This is a genomic window from Chryseobacterium sp. JV558 (assembly GCF_033712365.1).
Lineage (GTDB): Bacteria > Bacteroidota > Bacteroidia > Flavobacteriales > Weeksellaceae > Chryseobacterium.
In genome coordinates this window covers 65,548-82,702 of sequence record NZ_WJHU01000002.1, presented here as the reverse complement: position 1 = coordinate 82,702, position 17,155 = coordinate 65,548, and the positions used below count along the sequence as shown (strand labels likewise).

Sequence of the window (17,155 nt, the reverse complement as noted above, 5' to 3'; positions counted from 1 at the left end):
ATGTCATTAAGCGTAAACTATCACGGTTTTTTTGAGGGAAATTTTGGGATAGCAGAGGCTACAAGGCTTAATGCTTCTGCTATGGAAAGCAAAGGCATTAAAGTAAACCGCATCAGCTACTCCAGTGATACTCTTGAAAAGTCTAAAAGTGACGCACAACCCGATGCATTAATTAATATTTTTCACATTAACAGTAATGTGACCCACGAATTTTTTTCAAAAAATCAGGATATCAATCTTGCAGGTCATTACAACATTGTTTATTGGGCCTGGGAATTTCCCGAAGTTTCAGATAAAACAGTTGAATTTCTGAATATTTTTGATGAATTGTGGGTTCCTAGTGATTTCTGTGTCAATATTTTCACAAAATATACAGGAATTCCTGTGATGAGATTCTCCCATCCTATTCAGAAGCTGCCTGCTTCTGATGAATTTGATTTTGAAGAATACAATATTAAACCAGGAACAAACGTATATATTACCATTTTTGATTCGTTAAGTACAACCATCAGAAAAAATCCTGAAGCTACGATTGAAGCATTTATTAATGTCTTCAAAAACGATTCGGAAAGTGTTCTTATTGTAAAAACACATAATCTTGACAGGAGTAAAGATGCACAGGCAGTACTCGAAAAATACGCTGGCATTTCAAATATTATCATTATTAATGAACATTTTTCAAAGGAAAAGCTCCATTCATTGATTCAGAAATCTGATGTTCTTATTTCTTTACATGGTTCCGAAGGTTTCGGACTGACTATGGCAGAAGCAATGTCTTACGGGAAAATTGTTGTAGGAACCGGATATTCCGGAAACCTGGACTTTATGAATGTAAACAACAGTTTCCTTGTTCAATATGATTTTATTAAAACCTCCAACACAAAAGGATTGATTGCTGAAGGACTTACTCTGGCAAGACCGGATTTACAGGATGCTACTCAAAAACTTCAGTATATAAAAAATAATTTCAAGTCTTTAACTTCCATTCAACACAGCGCCGAAGCTCAGATCAGAGATCACTTTTCTCTTGAAGCTATCGGAGAGCTGCTTACCTTAAGATTGTCTTTTATTGATAAGATGGGTAAGAAAGAAAATACGCCGGGAAGCAGTGTAGACAACGTTTTTCACCTTGCCGAAATAGACAGGCTAAGCGGCAGAGTAAATTACCTGGAAAAAACATTATACAATAAAATCAGAAAAAAAGTAAATATCTTTCTGAAGAAAATAAAAGGTAAAAAATAAAAAAAGCGGTAGTTTCAAATGAATCTACCGCTTTTTAGTGTTATAGGAAATTATTTTTTTCCTTTTCTATTTCTGAAATACATTTTGATATCATATATCCACTGAATAGGTTTACTCTTTTTATAAATTCTCAGATCTTTTTTCAAAAATATACTGTCTGCATATAATTTCATTAATGCTGATCTGCTTTGCTGAATTTTACCTTCAGAAATCAGTTCTTCGGATCTTTTTCTAATTAATTTCCCTACTCCCTCAAGTGAAAAATCATTGGTAATTGTTCTGCGTGCATTATCTGATGCTGTGTTCACATCATTTCCACCATGATATATTTTTTTAAGATATTTTGAAGCTTCTTCTAGTGAAGGCTCAGACCAGATGGTATTGGAATCATAATTAAGATCATCTGAACCATAAGATACCTTTTCCGCATTTACTAAAAAGCTATTCTCATTATTCATAAACTGCAGATTTCCGGAATATCCTGTAGCAATAACGGGTTTTCCAAAATACATAGCTTCTGCCATAGTCAGTCCGAAACCTTCAGATCTGTGAAGAGAAATATAGCTATCGCAGGTACTGATCACATAGTTCAGTGCATTTTTATCAAAAATCTTTTCTACCACTTTGATTTTCACAGAATCTCCGATTGCCTCTTTTATCTGTTCTTTTTCCAGAGAAAATTTATCAGATTTAGATGTTTTAATGGTTAAAAAAGCATTATTCTCTTTTCCGTCAAAAGTCTCTCTGAATACCTTAATCAGATTGAGTACATTTTTCCTTTGAATAGAGCTATTATAATCGAATATGAATAAAAAATTAAAGAAGTCGGTGTTATAAAAATTCAATGCATCAGCATCTTCTGTCGGCTTCAGATTAATATCAATGGGATGTGGTATTACTTTTACCGGAGAAGCGATATATTTTTCAATACATTTTTTACAATATTCCGAAGGAGTCCAGACCTCATCGAAAAGGTTGATATTCAAAAGATAATCTTCCGGAATAGTTTCTGATTCCCAGGCCATATACAGAATGTTGTATTTCCTTTCAAAAAAAGAATAATCAAAATATTCAAAGAAATTTGACATTTCCGAAACCGATGCCGAAACCTGAACTAAATTGATAGGATGATCTGCTTTATTCGAAAATTGGGTAAAAGTCTGATCATTAGTATCATGATTGGTTCTCACATCATAATTCATCAAATTAAGGGGAATCCCTGCACTCTGCATCGCTTTACAATTAAGCCTTGTTGCCTCTGCGATACCAAATTCACCATTAATAAATCCAAAAACGTTAATTCCTAAATCTGCCATTTTAGTTTTGTAATAATTCAACCTGATTAATCTTCCAAAGTTTCATAAAAATTATTCTGCTTTTGCTGCTTTTCAAAATTCTTTTTATGAATTAATGATAATTCGTATTTATTTGGAATTTCTGTAAAGTTTTTATTTCCATACAGCACTTCATGTACTTTATTTTTCCAGAAGATCTTTTTATTGTTCTTAATAATCCTTGCCTGATAGTCCGGAAAATTAATATAACCTTCATTATTCATATTCCAGCCCATTTGTTGTACATATTCTGCTGTAATTCCTTCTACAATATTGATTCTGGGAACAAAAAATATTTCAACACTTTTTTCTTTTTTAAGATAAGGTTTCAATGTTTTGATGAAATGCTCAGTAGGATATTCATCTGCATCTATCTGAAACAGATATTGGCACGTTGCCTTTTCTATTAATCTATTTTTAAACGTGGCAAAATCTCCTTCCAGTCTTGCTTCAAGTTTTATAATATTATCATAGTTACTCAGTAGTTCTGTTACCTCTTTATTTTTATTGGTGATATCCTGAAGTACAATGACCTCATCATTCTTATCAATCAAAGGAAGAAGGACATCCAGTAAATTTTTCAGTTCATTAGCTTCATCATTAACAGTAATTCCGTAAGAAACTGTTATAAACTTGCTGGAAAAGCGTGAAAGTAGGCTCATAATTTAATTGTAGATTATAGGATAATTGCCGGAAAAATGAGTAAAGTAATTTTCAGCAATGATTTGTTGTACGTAATTCTTATACTTCTTTGTGGGATAAAAACAGCTTCCTGATTTTTTGTAGTAATATTTTCTGAAAAATTGTGGAAGTTTTTTCTCATCATGTTCTACCTCTTTTCCTTTTTCTGTTCCTTTTATTTTGTATAAAATCTGAACATTGAAGGCCGGCGGTAAAGCTTCAAACCAATTATTGATCTGGGAAAAATATGCGAATGGTGTTTCTTCAAAACTGTTCAGTTCACCTTGATTATGCTCTGAAAAATAGTAGTCTTTGAAGAGATCAGCCACTTTTTCCGGTCTGAAAATAAATACACCGCCATTGATACTTCCCTGCAATAAAGGATTTGCTTCAAAATGACGGTCAGTAAAATACATTTCGCTGGTCTCTTCCAGAATTCTCGGAATATGTCCCCAGGTTTTGTTGAATTCTTCAGTACCTCTAGGATCGAGAATAGCCCCGAAATATTTGTCTTCAGGAAGATAATCAAAAACGGAAGGTGCTTTATCTGAGATAATGATATCAAGGTCTAAAAAAAGAACCATATCATACTCCCTTGTTTCTGAAGGAATCAAAAGCTTCTGAGAAAGAAGCGGGCGATGAAACTTATTATCCATAGGCTTATCAATGATCTTTAAATCTGCGCCACACTTTTTAGCATAGCTTTCAAATCTAGCTCTGTTTTTATTATACATTTTCCAGTACTTCTCTCCTACGATAAAAAGGCAGATTGCTTTTTTCATTGATCATCTAAATTTATAAGGTACAAAAATACATTTTTAAAGATAAGGCTGCCGGAAATATTCTTTCTGTGTTGTCATTATCCACAAAAAATATTGTACAGATATTCATTTTATTCTTCATGGTAACAAAAAACCGTTTCAAAAATGAAACGGTTTCTTTGGTTGTAAAATTTTAATATTTCTAATTAATAGGCATAGAATTCAATTCCTTCAGAAACATAACCTGCCGGCCTTGCACTGGATCTTGAATAATAATGGTCTTTACCGTTCCAATATCTGTAGATAGGAACTGTATTAGGCTGTTGAGTAGCAAAAGCATTGAACTCAATTCCTTCGTCTACATACCCCTGGTAATATCCCGGAGTTTTTGTATAATAATGATCTTTACCATTCCAATATCTGTAAATAGGAACTGTATTTGGAGCTTTGTATAAAAATGCATTGAACTCTGTTCCTTCATAAGAGTATCCGCTATAGCTTCCCGGAGTTCTTGTATAGTAATGATCTAGTCCGTTGTAATATCTGTAAACTGGAATAGTATTGAACTCCATATACACTTTATTATCGATCAGATATTGATCTACATAAGCTTTAAGCTGAGCCTTTTTAGTTGCATCTTTCACTAAGTCATAAATGATAACCAATCCGTTGTTTCCAAAATCTACCAACACTGAATTAGTTGCATTAGAGCTGTTCTGCCAGTTTGAAATGTTAATTTTAGGATTTGTCTGATCAAGGTTTAGATCTCCTATTAAACCTTTTGAAGGATCCCCTCCTCTTGTTTTATAGGCTAATTTTTTAGAATAGTTCATGGATGATTCAGAAGTATTCACATCATTCGTTACATCTACATCAAAAATATCTTTCATTCCCACTTTCACACCAATTCTTGCTGCACGATCACGGCTTTGGCTTCTTGTTTCAGCCTGAAATAAAACATCCAGCTTTGCTCCTGTATAGATATCAAGTGTTACGTGAGTTCCATAGTCCTGTACAATTTGTTGTGGAGTTTTTGTCTGCAGATCCTGAGCAAACTCCGGAGTAAGATAGTCTCCCAACATATCAGCAGTTGCATTGAATCTTACTCTTTTCTGTTTAATGGTAAGATTATAGCTTCCGTAGATATATTTTCCATCAAACTTATTGTTGGTCGTTACTGCAGAGTTGAATCCTACTGAAAGTGTTTTCTTGAATAATGGAATACCAGCAGTAACATTCACTTTGGTTGAAACCATTTTAGAATATGATTCTGCATTTTCACCATATTCTTCAGTATATTCCTGTGAGAATGTATTTTCGCTGATTAATCTGTTTGCCTGCTCCACTTTAAAACGATCAATATCGATCACTTTAAAACCTGCTGCTGTAGCATTGGCATATTCACCGGCAACATTATAACCATGTCCTAAGACATCATAAATTCCGTCTCCAGCAAATTTGGAAGCAGATAATCGACTATTAGCCTTTGCCGCAGGACTTTCAGGCGTTATCTCACTGTTCAGTTCCTCCGTTGAACATGAACTCATGAAAAGCATCAGTAAACTACTGAAGCAAAATAAAATTTGTTTTTTCATAGTATTTATTAAAAGTTTCGGCAAATATAATATTCAACATTGAGTGAAAAAAGGAATCACATAATGATATATATCATTATTTAGTGAATTTAACATTTACTTAAACATCTATTAATAAGCAAGTTTAAAACCAAATTATTATGATTTAATAAATAAAATCTAATTATACAACCAAAACTAATCACATATTAGAGATATTTATACGACGACTGCAATACAACTCTCCTGTATAATTTAAATTCTGAAAGCATTGTCAGTTCTAATAATGCATGAAAATTAAAATTATCAGCAGCATTATAGCATTAAGTGGTTCTCAGCAGCATTTTATTAAATTCTGCAGAAATAAATATAAAAAGTTAGAATCAAAAAACGAATACCAGGTCAGAAATCACCTCTTAAACGCATAATTTTAAGTAAATTTGCAAAAATTAAAATTGAAATGGGGAAAGTAAGAGTACGTTTTGCTCCAAGTCCTACAGGACCATTACATTTGGGAGGCGTAAGAACCGCATTATATGATTATCTTTTTGCTAAAAATCAAGGGGGAGAATTTGTATTAAGAATAGAAGATACAGATACCGCCAGATACGTAGAAGGTGCTGAAGAATATATTGAAGAAGCTTTGGAATGGTGCGGAATCATCCCTGATGAGAGTCCTAAGAAAGGAGGAAAGTTCGCTCCTTACAGACAATCTGAAAGAAGAGATATCTACGACCGATATACTGAGCAGATCTTAAAAACAGATTATGCTTATATTGCTTTTGATACAGCTGAAGAATTGGATGCCATTCGTGCAGAGTACGAAGCTAAAGGTGATGTTTTTTCTTATGATAATAAAACAAGAAATGGTCTAAGGAACAGTCTAGCACTTTCTGAAGAAGAAATTCAAAGGTTATTAGACGAAAAGACTCCTTATGTAGTACGTTTCAAAATGCCTGTAGACAGAGTATTGAATCTTGAAGATATTATCCGTGGAAAATCTTCTGTCAATACCAATACTTTAGATGATAAAGTTCTTGTGAAGAATGACGGAATGCCAACGTATCATTTCGCCAACATCATTGATGACCACGAAATGGAGATCTCTCACGTAATCCGTGGAGAAGAATGGCTGCCTTCTTTAGGACTGCATACTTTATTGTATGAAGCAATGCAGTGGGAAGCACCACAGTTTGCACACCTTTCTCTAATTTTAAAACCTGAAGGAAAAGGAAAACTAAGCAAAAGAGATGGAGATAAATTCGGATTCCCGGTATTCCCGCTTGATTTCAAAGATCCTGCTACAGGAATAGTTTCTAAAGGGTACAGAGAAAATGGTTACCTTCCTGATGCTTTCATCAATATGGTAGCACTATTGGGCTGGTCTCCGGCAGATGATAAAGAAATTCTTCCTTTAGAGGAAATGATCAAGGAATTTGATCTTCATAAAGTACATAAAGCGGGTGCAAGATTCAGTAAAGAAAAATCTGAGTGGTTCAACCATCAATATATTCAGATGAAGTCTGACGAAGAGCTTCTTCAGATATTGAAAAACACAGCTATTGATTTTGCAGGTGCTTCTGATGAAAAACTATTAAAAGTAATTCATCTGATGAAAGAAAGAGCAACTTTCCCGAAAGACATCTATGAAAACGGAAAATTTTTCTTTGAAGCTCCAACTTCTTATGACGAAAAAGCTTCTAAAAAGGCATGGAATGATGAAACATCAGCAATTTTAGCAGAATTAGCTGTTGCTTTTGGATCTACAGACTTTGCTGCTGAGACATTGAAACAGACTATGCATGATTTTGCAGAAAGCAAAGGATTGGGTATGGGTAAAGTAATGATGCCTTTACGTTTGTCTTTAGTAGGAGAATTGAAAGGGCCGGACGTTCCGGATATTCTGGAAACCCTTGGTAAAGAGGAAAGTACCTCCAGAATAAACAATGCTATAAATAATTTTAAATAGAATAACCATAATTTTTCATACATTTGAAAGATTTAATTTACTTCAAGAAATGGAATATTTAAGTTTCGAACTTCCTATCAAAGAATTGATGGATCAATACCAGACGTGTTCTTTAGTAGGAGAAGAAAGTGGTGTTGATGTAAAATTAGCATGCAGCCAGATTGAGGATAAGATTTTAGAAAAGAAAAAAGAAATCTATGGAAATCTTACACCTTGGCAAAGAGTACAACTGTCCCGTCATCCGGATCGTCCATATACATTGGATTATATCCACGGAATGGCAGACAAAGGCAGTTTCTTAGAACTTCATGGAGACAGAAATTTCGCTGATGATCCGGCAATGATTGGAGGATTGATTACCCTTGATGGTCAAAAAGTAATGATCATAGGTACTCAAAAAGGAAGAACAACTAAAGAAAGACAGTACAGAAGATTTGGAATGCCAAATCCTGAAGGATACAGAAAAGCTTTAAGACTAATGAAGCTTGCTGAAAAATTCAATATTCCTGTGGTAACTTTAGTAGATACACCGGGAGCTTACCCAGGATTGGAAGCTGAAGAAAGAGGACAAGGAGAAGCTATTGCAAGAAATATTTTTGAAATGGTTCAGCTGAAAACTCCTATCTTCACATACATCATCGGAGAAGGTGCCAGTGGTGGCGCATTAGGAATAGGGGTTGGAAATAAAGTATATATGTTGGAAAACACATGGTATACTGTAATTGCACCAGAAAGCTGTTCTTCTATCTTATGGAGAAACTGGGATCACAAGGAAGATGCAGCCAATGCACTAAACCTTACTCCAGCAGATGCTTTAAGAGAAAAGTTCATCGACGGAATTATTGAGGAACCACTTGGTGGAGCTCAGTATGATCAGGAGACAACCTATTTAAACTTGAAAAATTCAATTTTACAAAATATCAAAGCTTTCTCCAAATTTACAGGACAGGAGCTTGAAACCCAGAGACAGGATAAATTCATTGCGATGGGTCAGTTTAAAGGATAAAAAAAATAAAAAGGTTAAGAATTTCTTCTTAACCTTTTTTCTTTAGCTTTCTTCTATCTATTTTATTCGGCAACATTCAATGCTATTTCAATATCCTGAGTAATTTTCTTCGGGGCAGAATATTTTGCATCACACACCATCGTTGTCATTATATACTCACCTTTATCTACCAGAATAAAGTTCTCTCCTTTTGCAGGAACACTCAGGTTATAATATTTTTTACCACTTATCTTTACAATAAGGTTACAGGAAGATCTGTTTTTAATATTGATATAGGCTTCATTTTTGTTGATATCATTATTAAAAAGGTGCGTAAGCATCGCTGCTGTTCTTTTATTTTCTTCACTGGGTCCGGCTTTAGAAGTACCGGCACTTTTTGCTGAGCCTGCAGAACCTACTGAAGCAAAGGTGGTCGTTCTTCTTTCTTCTTTTAAGGCTTCAATAGCAGCTGCTGTATTATTGGAAACAGGTTTTCCGTTCGCGGTATATGTTTTATTTGCAGCAATAGTTTTACCGCTGTTTAACTCATTATTCTTAACGATATTTTCAATTTTATCTTTACTGATCGGCCTGATCGTAGGTTTGGCTTCAGGAGAATTACCTGCCATGATCATATCAATCAGTTTTCTTTTGAAATAATCTGTTTTAGCATGTCCCGGATTCTGTTTCAAAAAGCCGGCAATGACTCTGGCTTCTTTTGAAATCTCAGCTTCCTGCTCTGTATAGATAATTACAGTTTCTTTTTCAACAACAGCTTTAGATTTTGTTTTCTTCTTTTTTTGGGAAAAACCAAGCGAGAAAATACATATAAATAGAAGGAATAAGATTTTTTTCATTAATCAAATCTTTAAAATAGTATTAAATATATTAATAACGTGAAAAGTCATTTTTTAGTTTATCATTAAAATCATTATCTTTGCACTGCTCTAAATTTAAGCTAAAAATTAATACTAATCTTAAATAAAAAAAATAATAGATATTATGTCTTATACACCAGCTGCTGCAGACGTAGCAAAATTGAGAAACCAAACAGGTGCAGGTATGATGGACTGCAAGAAAGCTCTAGTTGAAGCTGAAGGAGACTTCGAAAAAGCGGTAGATATCCTTAGAAAAAAAGGACAAAAAGTTGCTGCTAACAGAGCTGACAGAGAATCTGCTGAAGGTGCAGTAATCGCAAGAGTAAACGAAGACAACACTTTAGGTGTAGTAATCTCTCTAAACTGCGAAACTGACTTTGTTGCTAAAAATGAAGCGTTCATCGAGCTAGCTTACGAATTAGCTGAGATGGCTATCTTCGCTGCTACTAAAGAAGAACTTTTAGCTACTGATTTCCACGGAATGACTGTTGCTGAGAAATTAGTAGAGCAAACAGGAGTTATCGGTGAGAAAATCGAAATCGGATCTTTCGAAAGAATCCAAGGAGATTTCTTAGGAGCTTACATCCACGCTGGAAACAAAATCGCTGCAATCTCTTCTCTTTCTGCTAAAGTAGACGGAGCTGACGATGCTGCTAAAGCTGTTTCTATGCAGGTTGCTGCTATGAACCCAATCGCTTTGGACGAAACAAGAGTTTCTCAGGAAACTATTGATAAAGAATTAGAGATCGAAAGACACAAACTTACTGAAGAAGGTAAGCCTGCAAACATTATCGATAATATCCTTAAAGGTAAAATGCAGAGATTCTACAAAGACAACACTTTGGTACACCAGGACTTCATTAAAGACGGAAGTATCTCAGTTGCTGACTATGTAAAATCTGTAAATGCAGATCTAAAAGTAACAGGATTTGTAAGAGTAAGCCTATAAGCTTATCTTCAAAAACAATATTGAATCCCGGTGAAGTTCACCGGGATTTTTTATTCACAAAAATTTTCTATTACAATAATATACAAACTGACATCTGCAGCAATCAAACAGAATATCACAATTGAAGTACTGACCAGTGCTCTGTCTCAATTTATAAGCCTTGCAATAGGAATTCTTTATTTCATGGAAAATTAAATAAAATAATTCTTGACAATGGGATGTATTTGCATATCATTAGATAACCATGCATTAATCTCAATTACCAGTTTCATACTCAGGAGGGCTTTTAATTAGAAATCGGTAATATTTTTTTAACATTTATTTACATTTTATTAAAAGTATTTCATTTTTTATTTTAATTTTGTAGAAATCCTAATTCCATACACATGAAAAGATTTCTACTCAGTTTGGTATTAATTTTTTTTACAATTAATACACTCTTTGCACAAAGGGATAGCGAGCATTGGATTGCTCCTTATTATGACAGTGTCGGAGGATATAACAATATGATATACCTTTCCACTGATTCACCCACTCCTTTTGATGTAACCATTTACAATAATAATGCTATAGTCACTACGGTTACCATTAGTAAAGGTAGCCCACAAACCTACAAGGTTGCCAACAACCTAATTTCTACAGGTACTTCTACTGAAGCATTCAATGTAGGTAATAAAGGACTCTATTTAAAAGCAACAAAACCTTTCTACTGTAGTTTAAGACTTGCCCAAAGTGTTCACGGGGAAGTAATCACCAGTAAAGGAAGAGCAGGAATTGGGAAAAAATTCTTCGTTGCTGCTGCTCCCAATACCAATACCAGCAGTATTCAAAACTTCACGGCAGGTGTGCTTGCCACTGAAGATAATACCAATGTAACGGTATCATGGAATCCTACTGCCGGAGTCGTTTTTATCAATGGAACTCCTACTGGTAACACTCAATCTTTTACATTACAGAAAGGACAATCTTTCATTCTTGCTGGATCTGGATCTCAGTCTGCAAACCAGACGGGTTTTATCGGTGCAAAAATAGTTTCTGACAAACCAGTAACCCTTACCAACGGAAGCTGTAATGCTAACTTCTCTGCCAGTACAACAGGAAGTGACCCGGTTCTGGATCAATCTGTACCGGTTGACAGACTTGGAAATACTTTTGCAATGGTAAAAACAAGATCTACTGCTCCAAATTTAAATATGGAGGGAGGTCTTATTGTGGCTACTGAAGATAATACTGAAGTCTTTTTAAATGGTGGAGGTACTTCTGTTGCAACACTTGCTGCAGGAGAATGGTATAGAATAAATGAAACCAGCTATGTAGCTCAGGGTACTTCAGGGCATTCTAATATGTTCATCTCGACTACTAAAAATGTATACTTATACCAATTTATTGGGATATTGTCAAGTGACGCAACCAACGGATTCAACTATATTCCGCCATTGAACTGTTTTCTTCCAAGGAAAATTGATGAAATCGGGAAGATTAATGAAATGCCTCTTGGAACAGGAGGTGCCAGTATAACACCTGGCGACCTGGTGGTCAAATTAAATATTTTAACAGAGACAGGAGCTACTGTAATGGTAAATGACGGTCCAGTAGCAGCAACAGATGGGCCATATCCTGTAGCAGGAAATACGAACTGGGTAACTTATGGAATCACCGGAGTAACTGGAAATATTAAAATCACTTCTACAAAAGCTGTAACAGCAGGTATCAACGGAGGATTCAGTTCTGCAGGATACGGAGGTTATTTCGCAGGGTTCTCATCAATTCCTGTTATTGCGAAAAAAACAGGAGAGTGTGTACCAGGAATCATTCTTGAAGTAGATGATGGATATGAAACATACCAATGGTTCCGTGACGGAGTTGCCATTCCAGGTGCAACTTCTTACACGTATACTCCTACACAATCAGGAAATTATACCGTAAAAGTAACAATGGGAACATGTCCTCCTGTGACAACTCCTATCTATAAAGTACAAAACTGTTTAAAAGAAACAACTCAGGCTCTTAATGCTTGTTCTACTAAAATTATTACCCCTACGTTTACTTCGTCTACACAGACAGTAGTAGCGACTACAGTAGTCATTTTAACTCCTCCTACAAAGGGAACAGCAGTAGTTAATACAAACGGAACAATCACTTATACTCCAAATCCTGGATATTTAGGACCAGATAAAATAGTTTATAAATTCTGTGGAAACTCAGTAGAGTTTACAGATTGCGAGCAGGTAACATTAAATCTTACTGTAGTACCATTCATTGTAACGGATGCTTCTATTAAGGCATGTTGGTATGATGTAGCTCCTTATGCTTATTTTGATCTTACGAAAGCCAAAGTAACAGATTATAATGCCGTTACTAAAAAATACTACCGTACACTGAGTGACCTTACTGCAGGTATCAACGAAATCACAACACCAGACAATTTCCCTTCAACTGGAGGATTTGTATATGTGAAAGTGACTACCGCTGAAGGATGTACGGCAAATGCAAAAATCGAATTGATTGTACTTCCAATCAAAAAATCTCCAATATTGGTAGATCAGTATATCTGTATGGATGCTAAAACAAACCTGGATGCAGGTTCTGGCTATGACTCATACCAATGGAGCACAGGCGCTACCACTTCAGGTATCAGAGATGTAGGTGTTGGAGAATATACTGTAATACTTGGTAAGAACGGATGTTTCCTTACTCAGACAGTAAAAGTTAAAAAAGTTGAAGATCCGGTAATCCAAACGATTGAGATCAACAACAATACAGCAACAGTAATTGTAAGCGGAGGTAAAGCACCTTACAAATATGCAGTTGACGGAACGGCTAACTGGCAGGATTCAAATACCTTTACAGGTTTAACAAGAGGACAGCATACTTTCTATGTAAAAGATTTTTATAACTGTACTCCTACTGAGGTAGAAATTACGATTCCTAATCTATTAAATGCCATTACACCTAATGGAGATAATGTAAATGACTATATAGATTACAGTGAGCTGGCTTATAAAGAAAACCTAAGTTTTGTAGTGTATGACAGATATGGAAATATGGTATTCACTGGAAATAAATTCAACAACTACAGATGGGATGGAAAACATTTTGATAAGAAACTTGGAACAGGAACTTATTGGTATCATATCAACTGGACTGAATCCAACAAAGAAAAGACTCCAATAAAATATACAGGTTGGATTCTTGTTAAAAACAGAGAGTAATAATTAGTTAAAACCATATTGGTAAGCCACGATTTCATAATCGTGGCTTTTTTATTACATTTTCAAGTATTCAATGGTTTTTATTATTAAATTTGTGATAAATACTACTACTGAATGAAGAAAATTCTATCTTTTTTATTTATATTTTATATTTTCACCTCTGCTTTTGCCCAATTGGACCGAGAGCATTGGTTTGCTCCAATGGTAGACAGGACTGGCGCACCCAATCCCTATCAGAAACTGTATTTATCCACCAGCAGAACGACTCCTTTTCCAGTAAATATTTATAACAATAATGTTCTGATCGGGACGGTGAATATCAGTAAAAATAATCCGCAGAAATTTGATGTATTAAGGAATTACATTATTACGACACAGCAGACGGATTTATTTACCCCAACAACTAAAGGATTATACCTTAAAGCAGAATTTCCATTTTATGCCAACTTAAGGTTCTCGGTATTCAACCATGCGGAAATCATTACTTCCAAAGGAATTCCCTCCACGGGAAATACGTTCTACGCAGCCTCCGCTCCTATCACTGTGAGCAACAATATTCTGAACTTTATGACCAGTGTACTGGCAACTCAAGATAACACAACCGTTACCATATCCGGATACAGCCCTACCGTTCAGTTCTCTAATGGAATGACTGGAGCTACCAATCCGACAATGACTTTCACTTTAAATAAAGGACAATCTTATATCATTGACGGAATCGGGGATATCGCAGGAAACTTTGATGGTTTCATTGGTTCCAAAATTATCTCAAACAAACCCGTTAATATCACCAATGGAAATTTTAACGGACAGTATGCCGGAAACTTTCCGTCCAGTTCGGATATTTTAATGGATCAGGCAGTACCTGTCAACAGGCTGGGAAATGAATTCGCCCTTGTAAAAGGCAACGGACCGATTGGCGCCAATATGGAAGGCGCTGTCGTCATAGCCACAGAAGACAATACTCAAATTTTTGTCAATAATGAAATACCTCCTATAGCAACCATCAATGCAGGAAAATATTTTGTTATACCTGATTCCAAATATATCCTTCAGGGAAACGGACATTATAATTTATATCTGAAAACATCAAAAAATGCTTATGTCTACCAGATTTTAGCAGGAGATTCAAATTCGGGAAATGAAACGGCTACCGGAGGATTCAACTTCATTCCGGCTTTGAACTGTTACCTTCCGAAACAGATTAATGAGCTAGGACTTATTAATGAAAACTTTGTTCATTCCAATGGTAATCCCGGAGGTATTCTGAACATCCCAACAAAACTGAACCTTATTACAGAAAGAGGAGCTAATATTACAGTAAACGGAGCTAGCCCACTTGCTATAACAGGTCCTTACAATATGACCGGAACCACCAACTGGGTTACTTATGGAATCCCCAATGTAACAGGGACCATTACTGTAGTTTCAGACAAGGCCATTATGGCTGGAATTACTGCCGGAAGTGATGCCGTAGGATACGGAGGCTTTTTCGCCGGTTTTCCTACGCAGCCCGTTATTTTACAATCAGGTGTCGGCTGTATTCCAGGTATTGTTCTTACTGTAGACCCGCTGATCTATGATACTTATCAATGGTACAGAAACGGTACAGTTGTTCCGGGAGCTACGTCATCTTCAATCACCCCTACACTACCCGGATATTACACTTGTTCTGTAACAATGGGAAGCTGTGCACCTTTAGTCACAGAACAATTTAAGGTTCTGAACTGTACAAAACTAAGCACCAAAACCTATAATGTCTGTACTTCGCAGACCATAACTCCTGTATTAAGCAGCTCCACACAAACAACTGCTCCTAATACAGTAGCAATTACAGCAGCGCCTACACTGGGGACCGCTACGATAAATGCTACAACTGGAGTGATTACTTATACTGTAAATACTCCTGGCACATCGGGAACGGATACATTTACTTATACATTCTGCGGAAATGATCCGGACTTTCCGGATTGTGAAACAGTAACGGTTACCATCAATATTCAGGCACTTACAGTAATGAACACCACATTATTTGCCTGTGATATAAATGGACAGGGAACATTCAATCTCACTACAGCTAATATTACGAACAATTCTCCTGTTACTATTACTTACTACCCTACTCTGGTAGATGCTCAGAATGAAAATGCAGCAGCAGCGATAACCAATGCAACATCACATACAGCACCGAATGCAACCATCATCTACGCTGTTGTCAAAAACAATATCGGATGTAAAAGTATTGCACAAATCACATTATCCCTTTTCAATAAAGCAATTGTTCTGGATAATTACAACGGCATTTTCTGTGATGATAATCTTGATGGGACAGTTACACTTATCCTTTCTAATATTACCCCTATTGTACTTAATAATCCTAACTATTTTACTAATGTAAGATATTATGCAAACCTTGCAGATGCCAACGCCGGAAACATCAATACTCTTCCTAACAGCTGGAGTTATACCGCGACAACTACAATTTATATCAGAGTAGATTCTCCGGATGGCTGTGCTACGGTGATCAAACCTTTACAGTTCAGTATCGGAGCTAAAGTAACATTGATTACCAAAACCGTTACAGAAAGCGTTTGTGATGATGATCTGGATGGAATAAAAAGTGTGAACTTAGCCCAGTTTATTCCTCAGTTTACATTAGACCCCAATGTTACATATACTTTTCATGCAACATTGGCGGATGCTCAGAACAATGTAAATATCGTTTCATCACCTGTTAACATCACAACTTCCCAGACTTATTATATCCGTTTTGAAAAAAATGGGGTCTGCCCGGAAGTAGGCACTCTTAAAATCAATATTAAAATTCCTAAAAAATCGGATATATTACAAGATAAAGCTATTTGCCCGAAAACTACTACCACACTGGATGCAGGACCAGGCTTTGAAAGATATTTATGGAGTACGGGAGCTACTACACCTTCCATCACCAATGTGGCTCCGGGAAGTTATTGGGTAGAGCTTACATTCAATGGCTGTGTTTACAAACAGTATGTGAATGTTACTGAATTGCCGCTTCCTATCATTACCTCCATTGAAATTGATGGTACAACGGTAAAAGTCGGAGTAAGTGGTGGTACTCCTCCTTATGAATATTCTTTGGATGGTGTGGTATGGCAGAGTTCCAATATTTTCTACAACGTACCAAGAGGAGCACATAACGTATTTGTAAGAGACTCTAAAATGTGCGAAGAAGTCAAAAAACCATTTGCCATTATCAACCTGATCAACACGATTACCCCGAATGGAGATGGTTATAATGAAGGAATAGACTATTCTGCTTTAATGGCCAATGATAATCTTGTATTCAGGATCTTTGACCGGTATGGTGCTGAAGTCTTCAGAGGAACTCCGGAAAACAGGTATACCTGGGATGGAAGAATAGGTGGAAGATATGTCCCTACAGCAACCTACTGGTATTTTATCACCTGGACAGAATACGGTTCTTCTCTCACAGTAAAATATTCGAGCTGGCTGCTTGTAAAACATAGATAAAAAGGGAGGCTGGAAGAAAGCACTGCTGAAAATTGAGCATTCTTTCTTCCGGCTTCT

The 17,155-nt window shown here is 35.8% G+C and carries 11 protein-coding genes; 6 read left to right on the top strand and 5 right to left on the bottom strand.

The window, feature by feature from the left end:
- Nucleotides 1-1,242 (top strand): glycosyltransferase, encoded by a 1,242-nt coding sequence (locus GFU89_RS06100; protein WP_318846310.1) that lies wholly within the window; start codon nucleotides 1-3, stop codon nucleotides 1,240-1,242.
- A 50-nt stretch (nucleotides 1,243-1,292) separates the two neighbouring features.
- Here the strand turns inward: GFU89_RS06100 and GFU89_RS06095 are convergent, their stop codons facing one another.
- The 4 genes from GFU89_RS06095 to GFU89_RS06080 all read right to left on the bottom strand — a co-directional run bounded on the left by GFU89_RS06095 (nucleotide 1,293) and on the right by GFU89_RS06080 (nucleotide 5,613).
- Nucleotides 1,293-2,558 (bottom strand): glycosyltransferase, encoded by a 1,266-nt coding sequence (locus GFU89_RS06095; protein ID WP_318846309.1) that lies wholly within the window; start codon nucleotides 2,556-2,558, stop codon nucleotides 1,293-1,295.
- Between the two features lie 26 nt (nucleotides 2,559-2,584).
- Nucleotides 2,585-3,238, bottom strand: a complete 654-nt coding sequence (locus GFU89_RS06090; RefSeq protein WP_318846308.1) for a glycosyltransferase — start codon at nucleotides 3,236-3,238, stop codon at nucleotides 2,585-2,587.
- 3 nt (nucleotides 3,239-3,241) lie between these two features.
- On the bottom strand, nucleotides 3,242-4,039 hold the full coding sequence (locus tag GFU89_RS06085) for a hypothetical protein (RefSeq protein ID WP_318846307.1): 798 nt from the start codon (nucleotides 4,037-4,039) through the stop codon (nucleotides 3,242-3,244).
- Nucleotides 4,040-4,224: 185 nt separating this feature from the next.
- Nucleotides 4,225-5,613 carry an MAC/perforin domain-containing protein gene (locus GFU89_RS06080; protein WP_318846306.1) on the bottom strand — a complete coding sequence of 463 codons (1,389 nt, stop codon included), beginning with the start codon at nucleotides 5,611-5,613 and terminating at the stop codon, nucleotides 4,225-4,227.
- Nucleotides 5,614-6,052: 439 nt separating this feature from the next.
- On the opposite strand from GFU89_RS06080, the gene gltX reads away from it, so the two are divergent.
- Nucleotides 6,053-7,561: a glutamate--tRNA ligase gene (gene gltX, locus GFU89_RS06075; RefSeq protein WP_318846305.1), complete on the top strand. Its 1,509-nt coding sequence runs from the start codon at nucleotides 6,053-6,055 to the stop codon at nucleotides 7,559-7,561.
- Between the two features lie 49 nt (nucleotides 7,562-7,610).
- Nucleotides 7,611-8,567, top strand: coding sequence for an acetyl-CoA carboxylase carboxyltransferase subunit alpha (locus GFU89_RS06070; protein ID WP_318846304.1), 957 nt, complete (start codon nucleotides 7,611-7,613; stop codon nucleotides 8,565-8,567).
- 62 nt (nucleotides 8,568-8,629) lie between these two features.
- Here the strand turns inward: GFU89_RS06070 and GFU89_RS06065 are convergent, their stop codons facing one another.
- Nucleotides 8,630-9,403: a DUF6759 domain-containing protein gene (locus tag GFU89_RS06065; protein ID WP_318846303.1), complete on the bottom strand. Its 774-nt coding sequence runs from the start codon at nucleotides 9,401-9,403 to the stop codon at nucleotides 8,630-8,632.
- Nucleotides 9,404-9,548: 145 nt separating this feature from the next.
- On the opposite strand from GFU89_RS06065, the gene tsf reads away from it, so the two are divergent.
- The 3 genes from tsf to GFU89_RS06050 all read left to right on the top strand — a co-directional run bounded on the left by tsf (nucleotide 9,549) and on the right by GFU89_RS06050 (nucleotide 17,098).
- On the top strand, nucleotides 9,549-10,373 hold the full coding sequence (tsf, locus tag GFU89_RS06060; protein ID WP_318846302.1) for a translation elongation factor Ts: 825 nt from the start codon (nucleotides 9,549-9,551) through the stop codon (nucleotides 10,371-10,373).
- A 386-nt stretch (nucleotides 10,374-10,759) separates the two neighbouring features.
- Entirely contained in the window at nucleotides 10,760-13,585 is a 2,826-nt protein-coding gene (locus GFU89_RS06055; RefSeq protein ID WP_318846301.1) for a gliding motility-associated C-terminal domain-containing protein, read from the top strand.
- Nucleotides 13,586-13,699: 114 nt separating this feature from the next.
- Entirely contained in the window at nucleotides 13,700-17,098 is a 3,399-nt protein-coding gene (locus tag GFU89_RS06050; protein ID WP_318846300.1) for a T9SS type B sorting domain-containing protein, read from the top strand.
- The last annotated feature ends 57 nt before the right edge of the window (nucleotides 17,099-17,155 follow it).

Bases quoted from the DNA above. Each gene is read 5' to 3' on its own strand.
- GFU89_RS06055 (WP_318846301.1), top strand. From the start codon at position 10,760: ATGAAAAGATTTCTACTCAGTTTGGTATTAATTTTTTTTACAATTAAT.
- tsf (WP_318846302.1), top strand. From the start codon at position 9,549: ATGTCTTATACACCAGCTGCTGCAGACGTAGCAAAATTGAGAAACCAA.
- gltX (WP_318846305.1), top strand. From the start codon at position 6,053: ATGGGGAAAGTAAGAGTACGTTTTGCTCCAAGTCCTACAGGACCATTA.
- GFU89_RS06095 (WP_318846309.1), bottom strand. From the start codon at position 2,558: ATGGCAGATTTAGGAATTAACGTTTTTGGATTTATTAATGGTGAATTT.
- GFU89_RS06070 (WP_318846304.1), top strand. From the start codon at position 7,611: ATGGAATATTTAAGTTTCGAACTTCCTATCAAAGAATTGATGGATCAA.
- GFU89_RS06050 (WP_318846300.1), top strand. From the start codon at position 13,700: ATGAAGAAAATTCTATCTTTTTTATTTATATTTTATATTTTCACCTCT.
- GFU89_RS06090 (WP_318846308.1), bottom strand. From the start codon at position 3,238: ATGAGCCTACTTTCACGCTTTTCCAGCAAGTTTATAACAGTTTCTTAC.
- GFU89_RS06085 (WP_318846307.1), bottom strand. From the start codon at position 4,039: ATGAAAAAAGCAATCTGCCTTTTTATCGTAGGAGAGAAGTACTGGAAA.
- GFU89_RS06065 (WP_318846303.1), bottom strand. From the start codon at position 9,403: ATGAAAAAAATCTTATTCCTTCTATTTATATGTATTTTCTCGCTTGGT.
- GFU89_RS06100 (WP_318846310.1), top strand. From the start codon at position 1: ATGTCATTAAGCGTAAACTATCACGGTTTTTTTGAGGGAAATTTTGGG.
- GFU89_RS06080 (WP_318846306.1), bottom strand. From the start codon at position 5,613: ATGAAAAAACAAATTTTATTTTGCTTCAGTAGTTTACTGATGCTTTTC.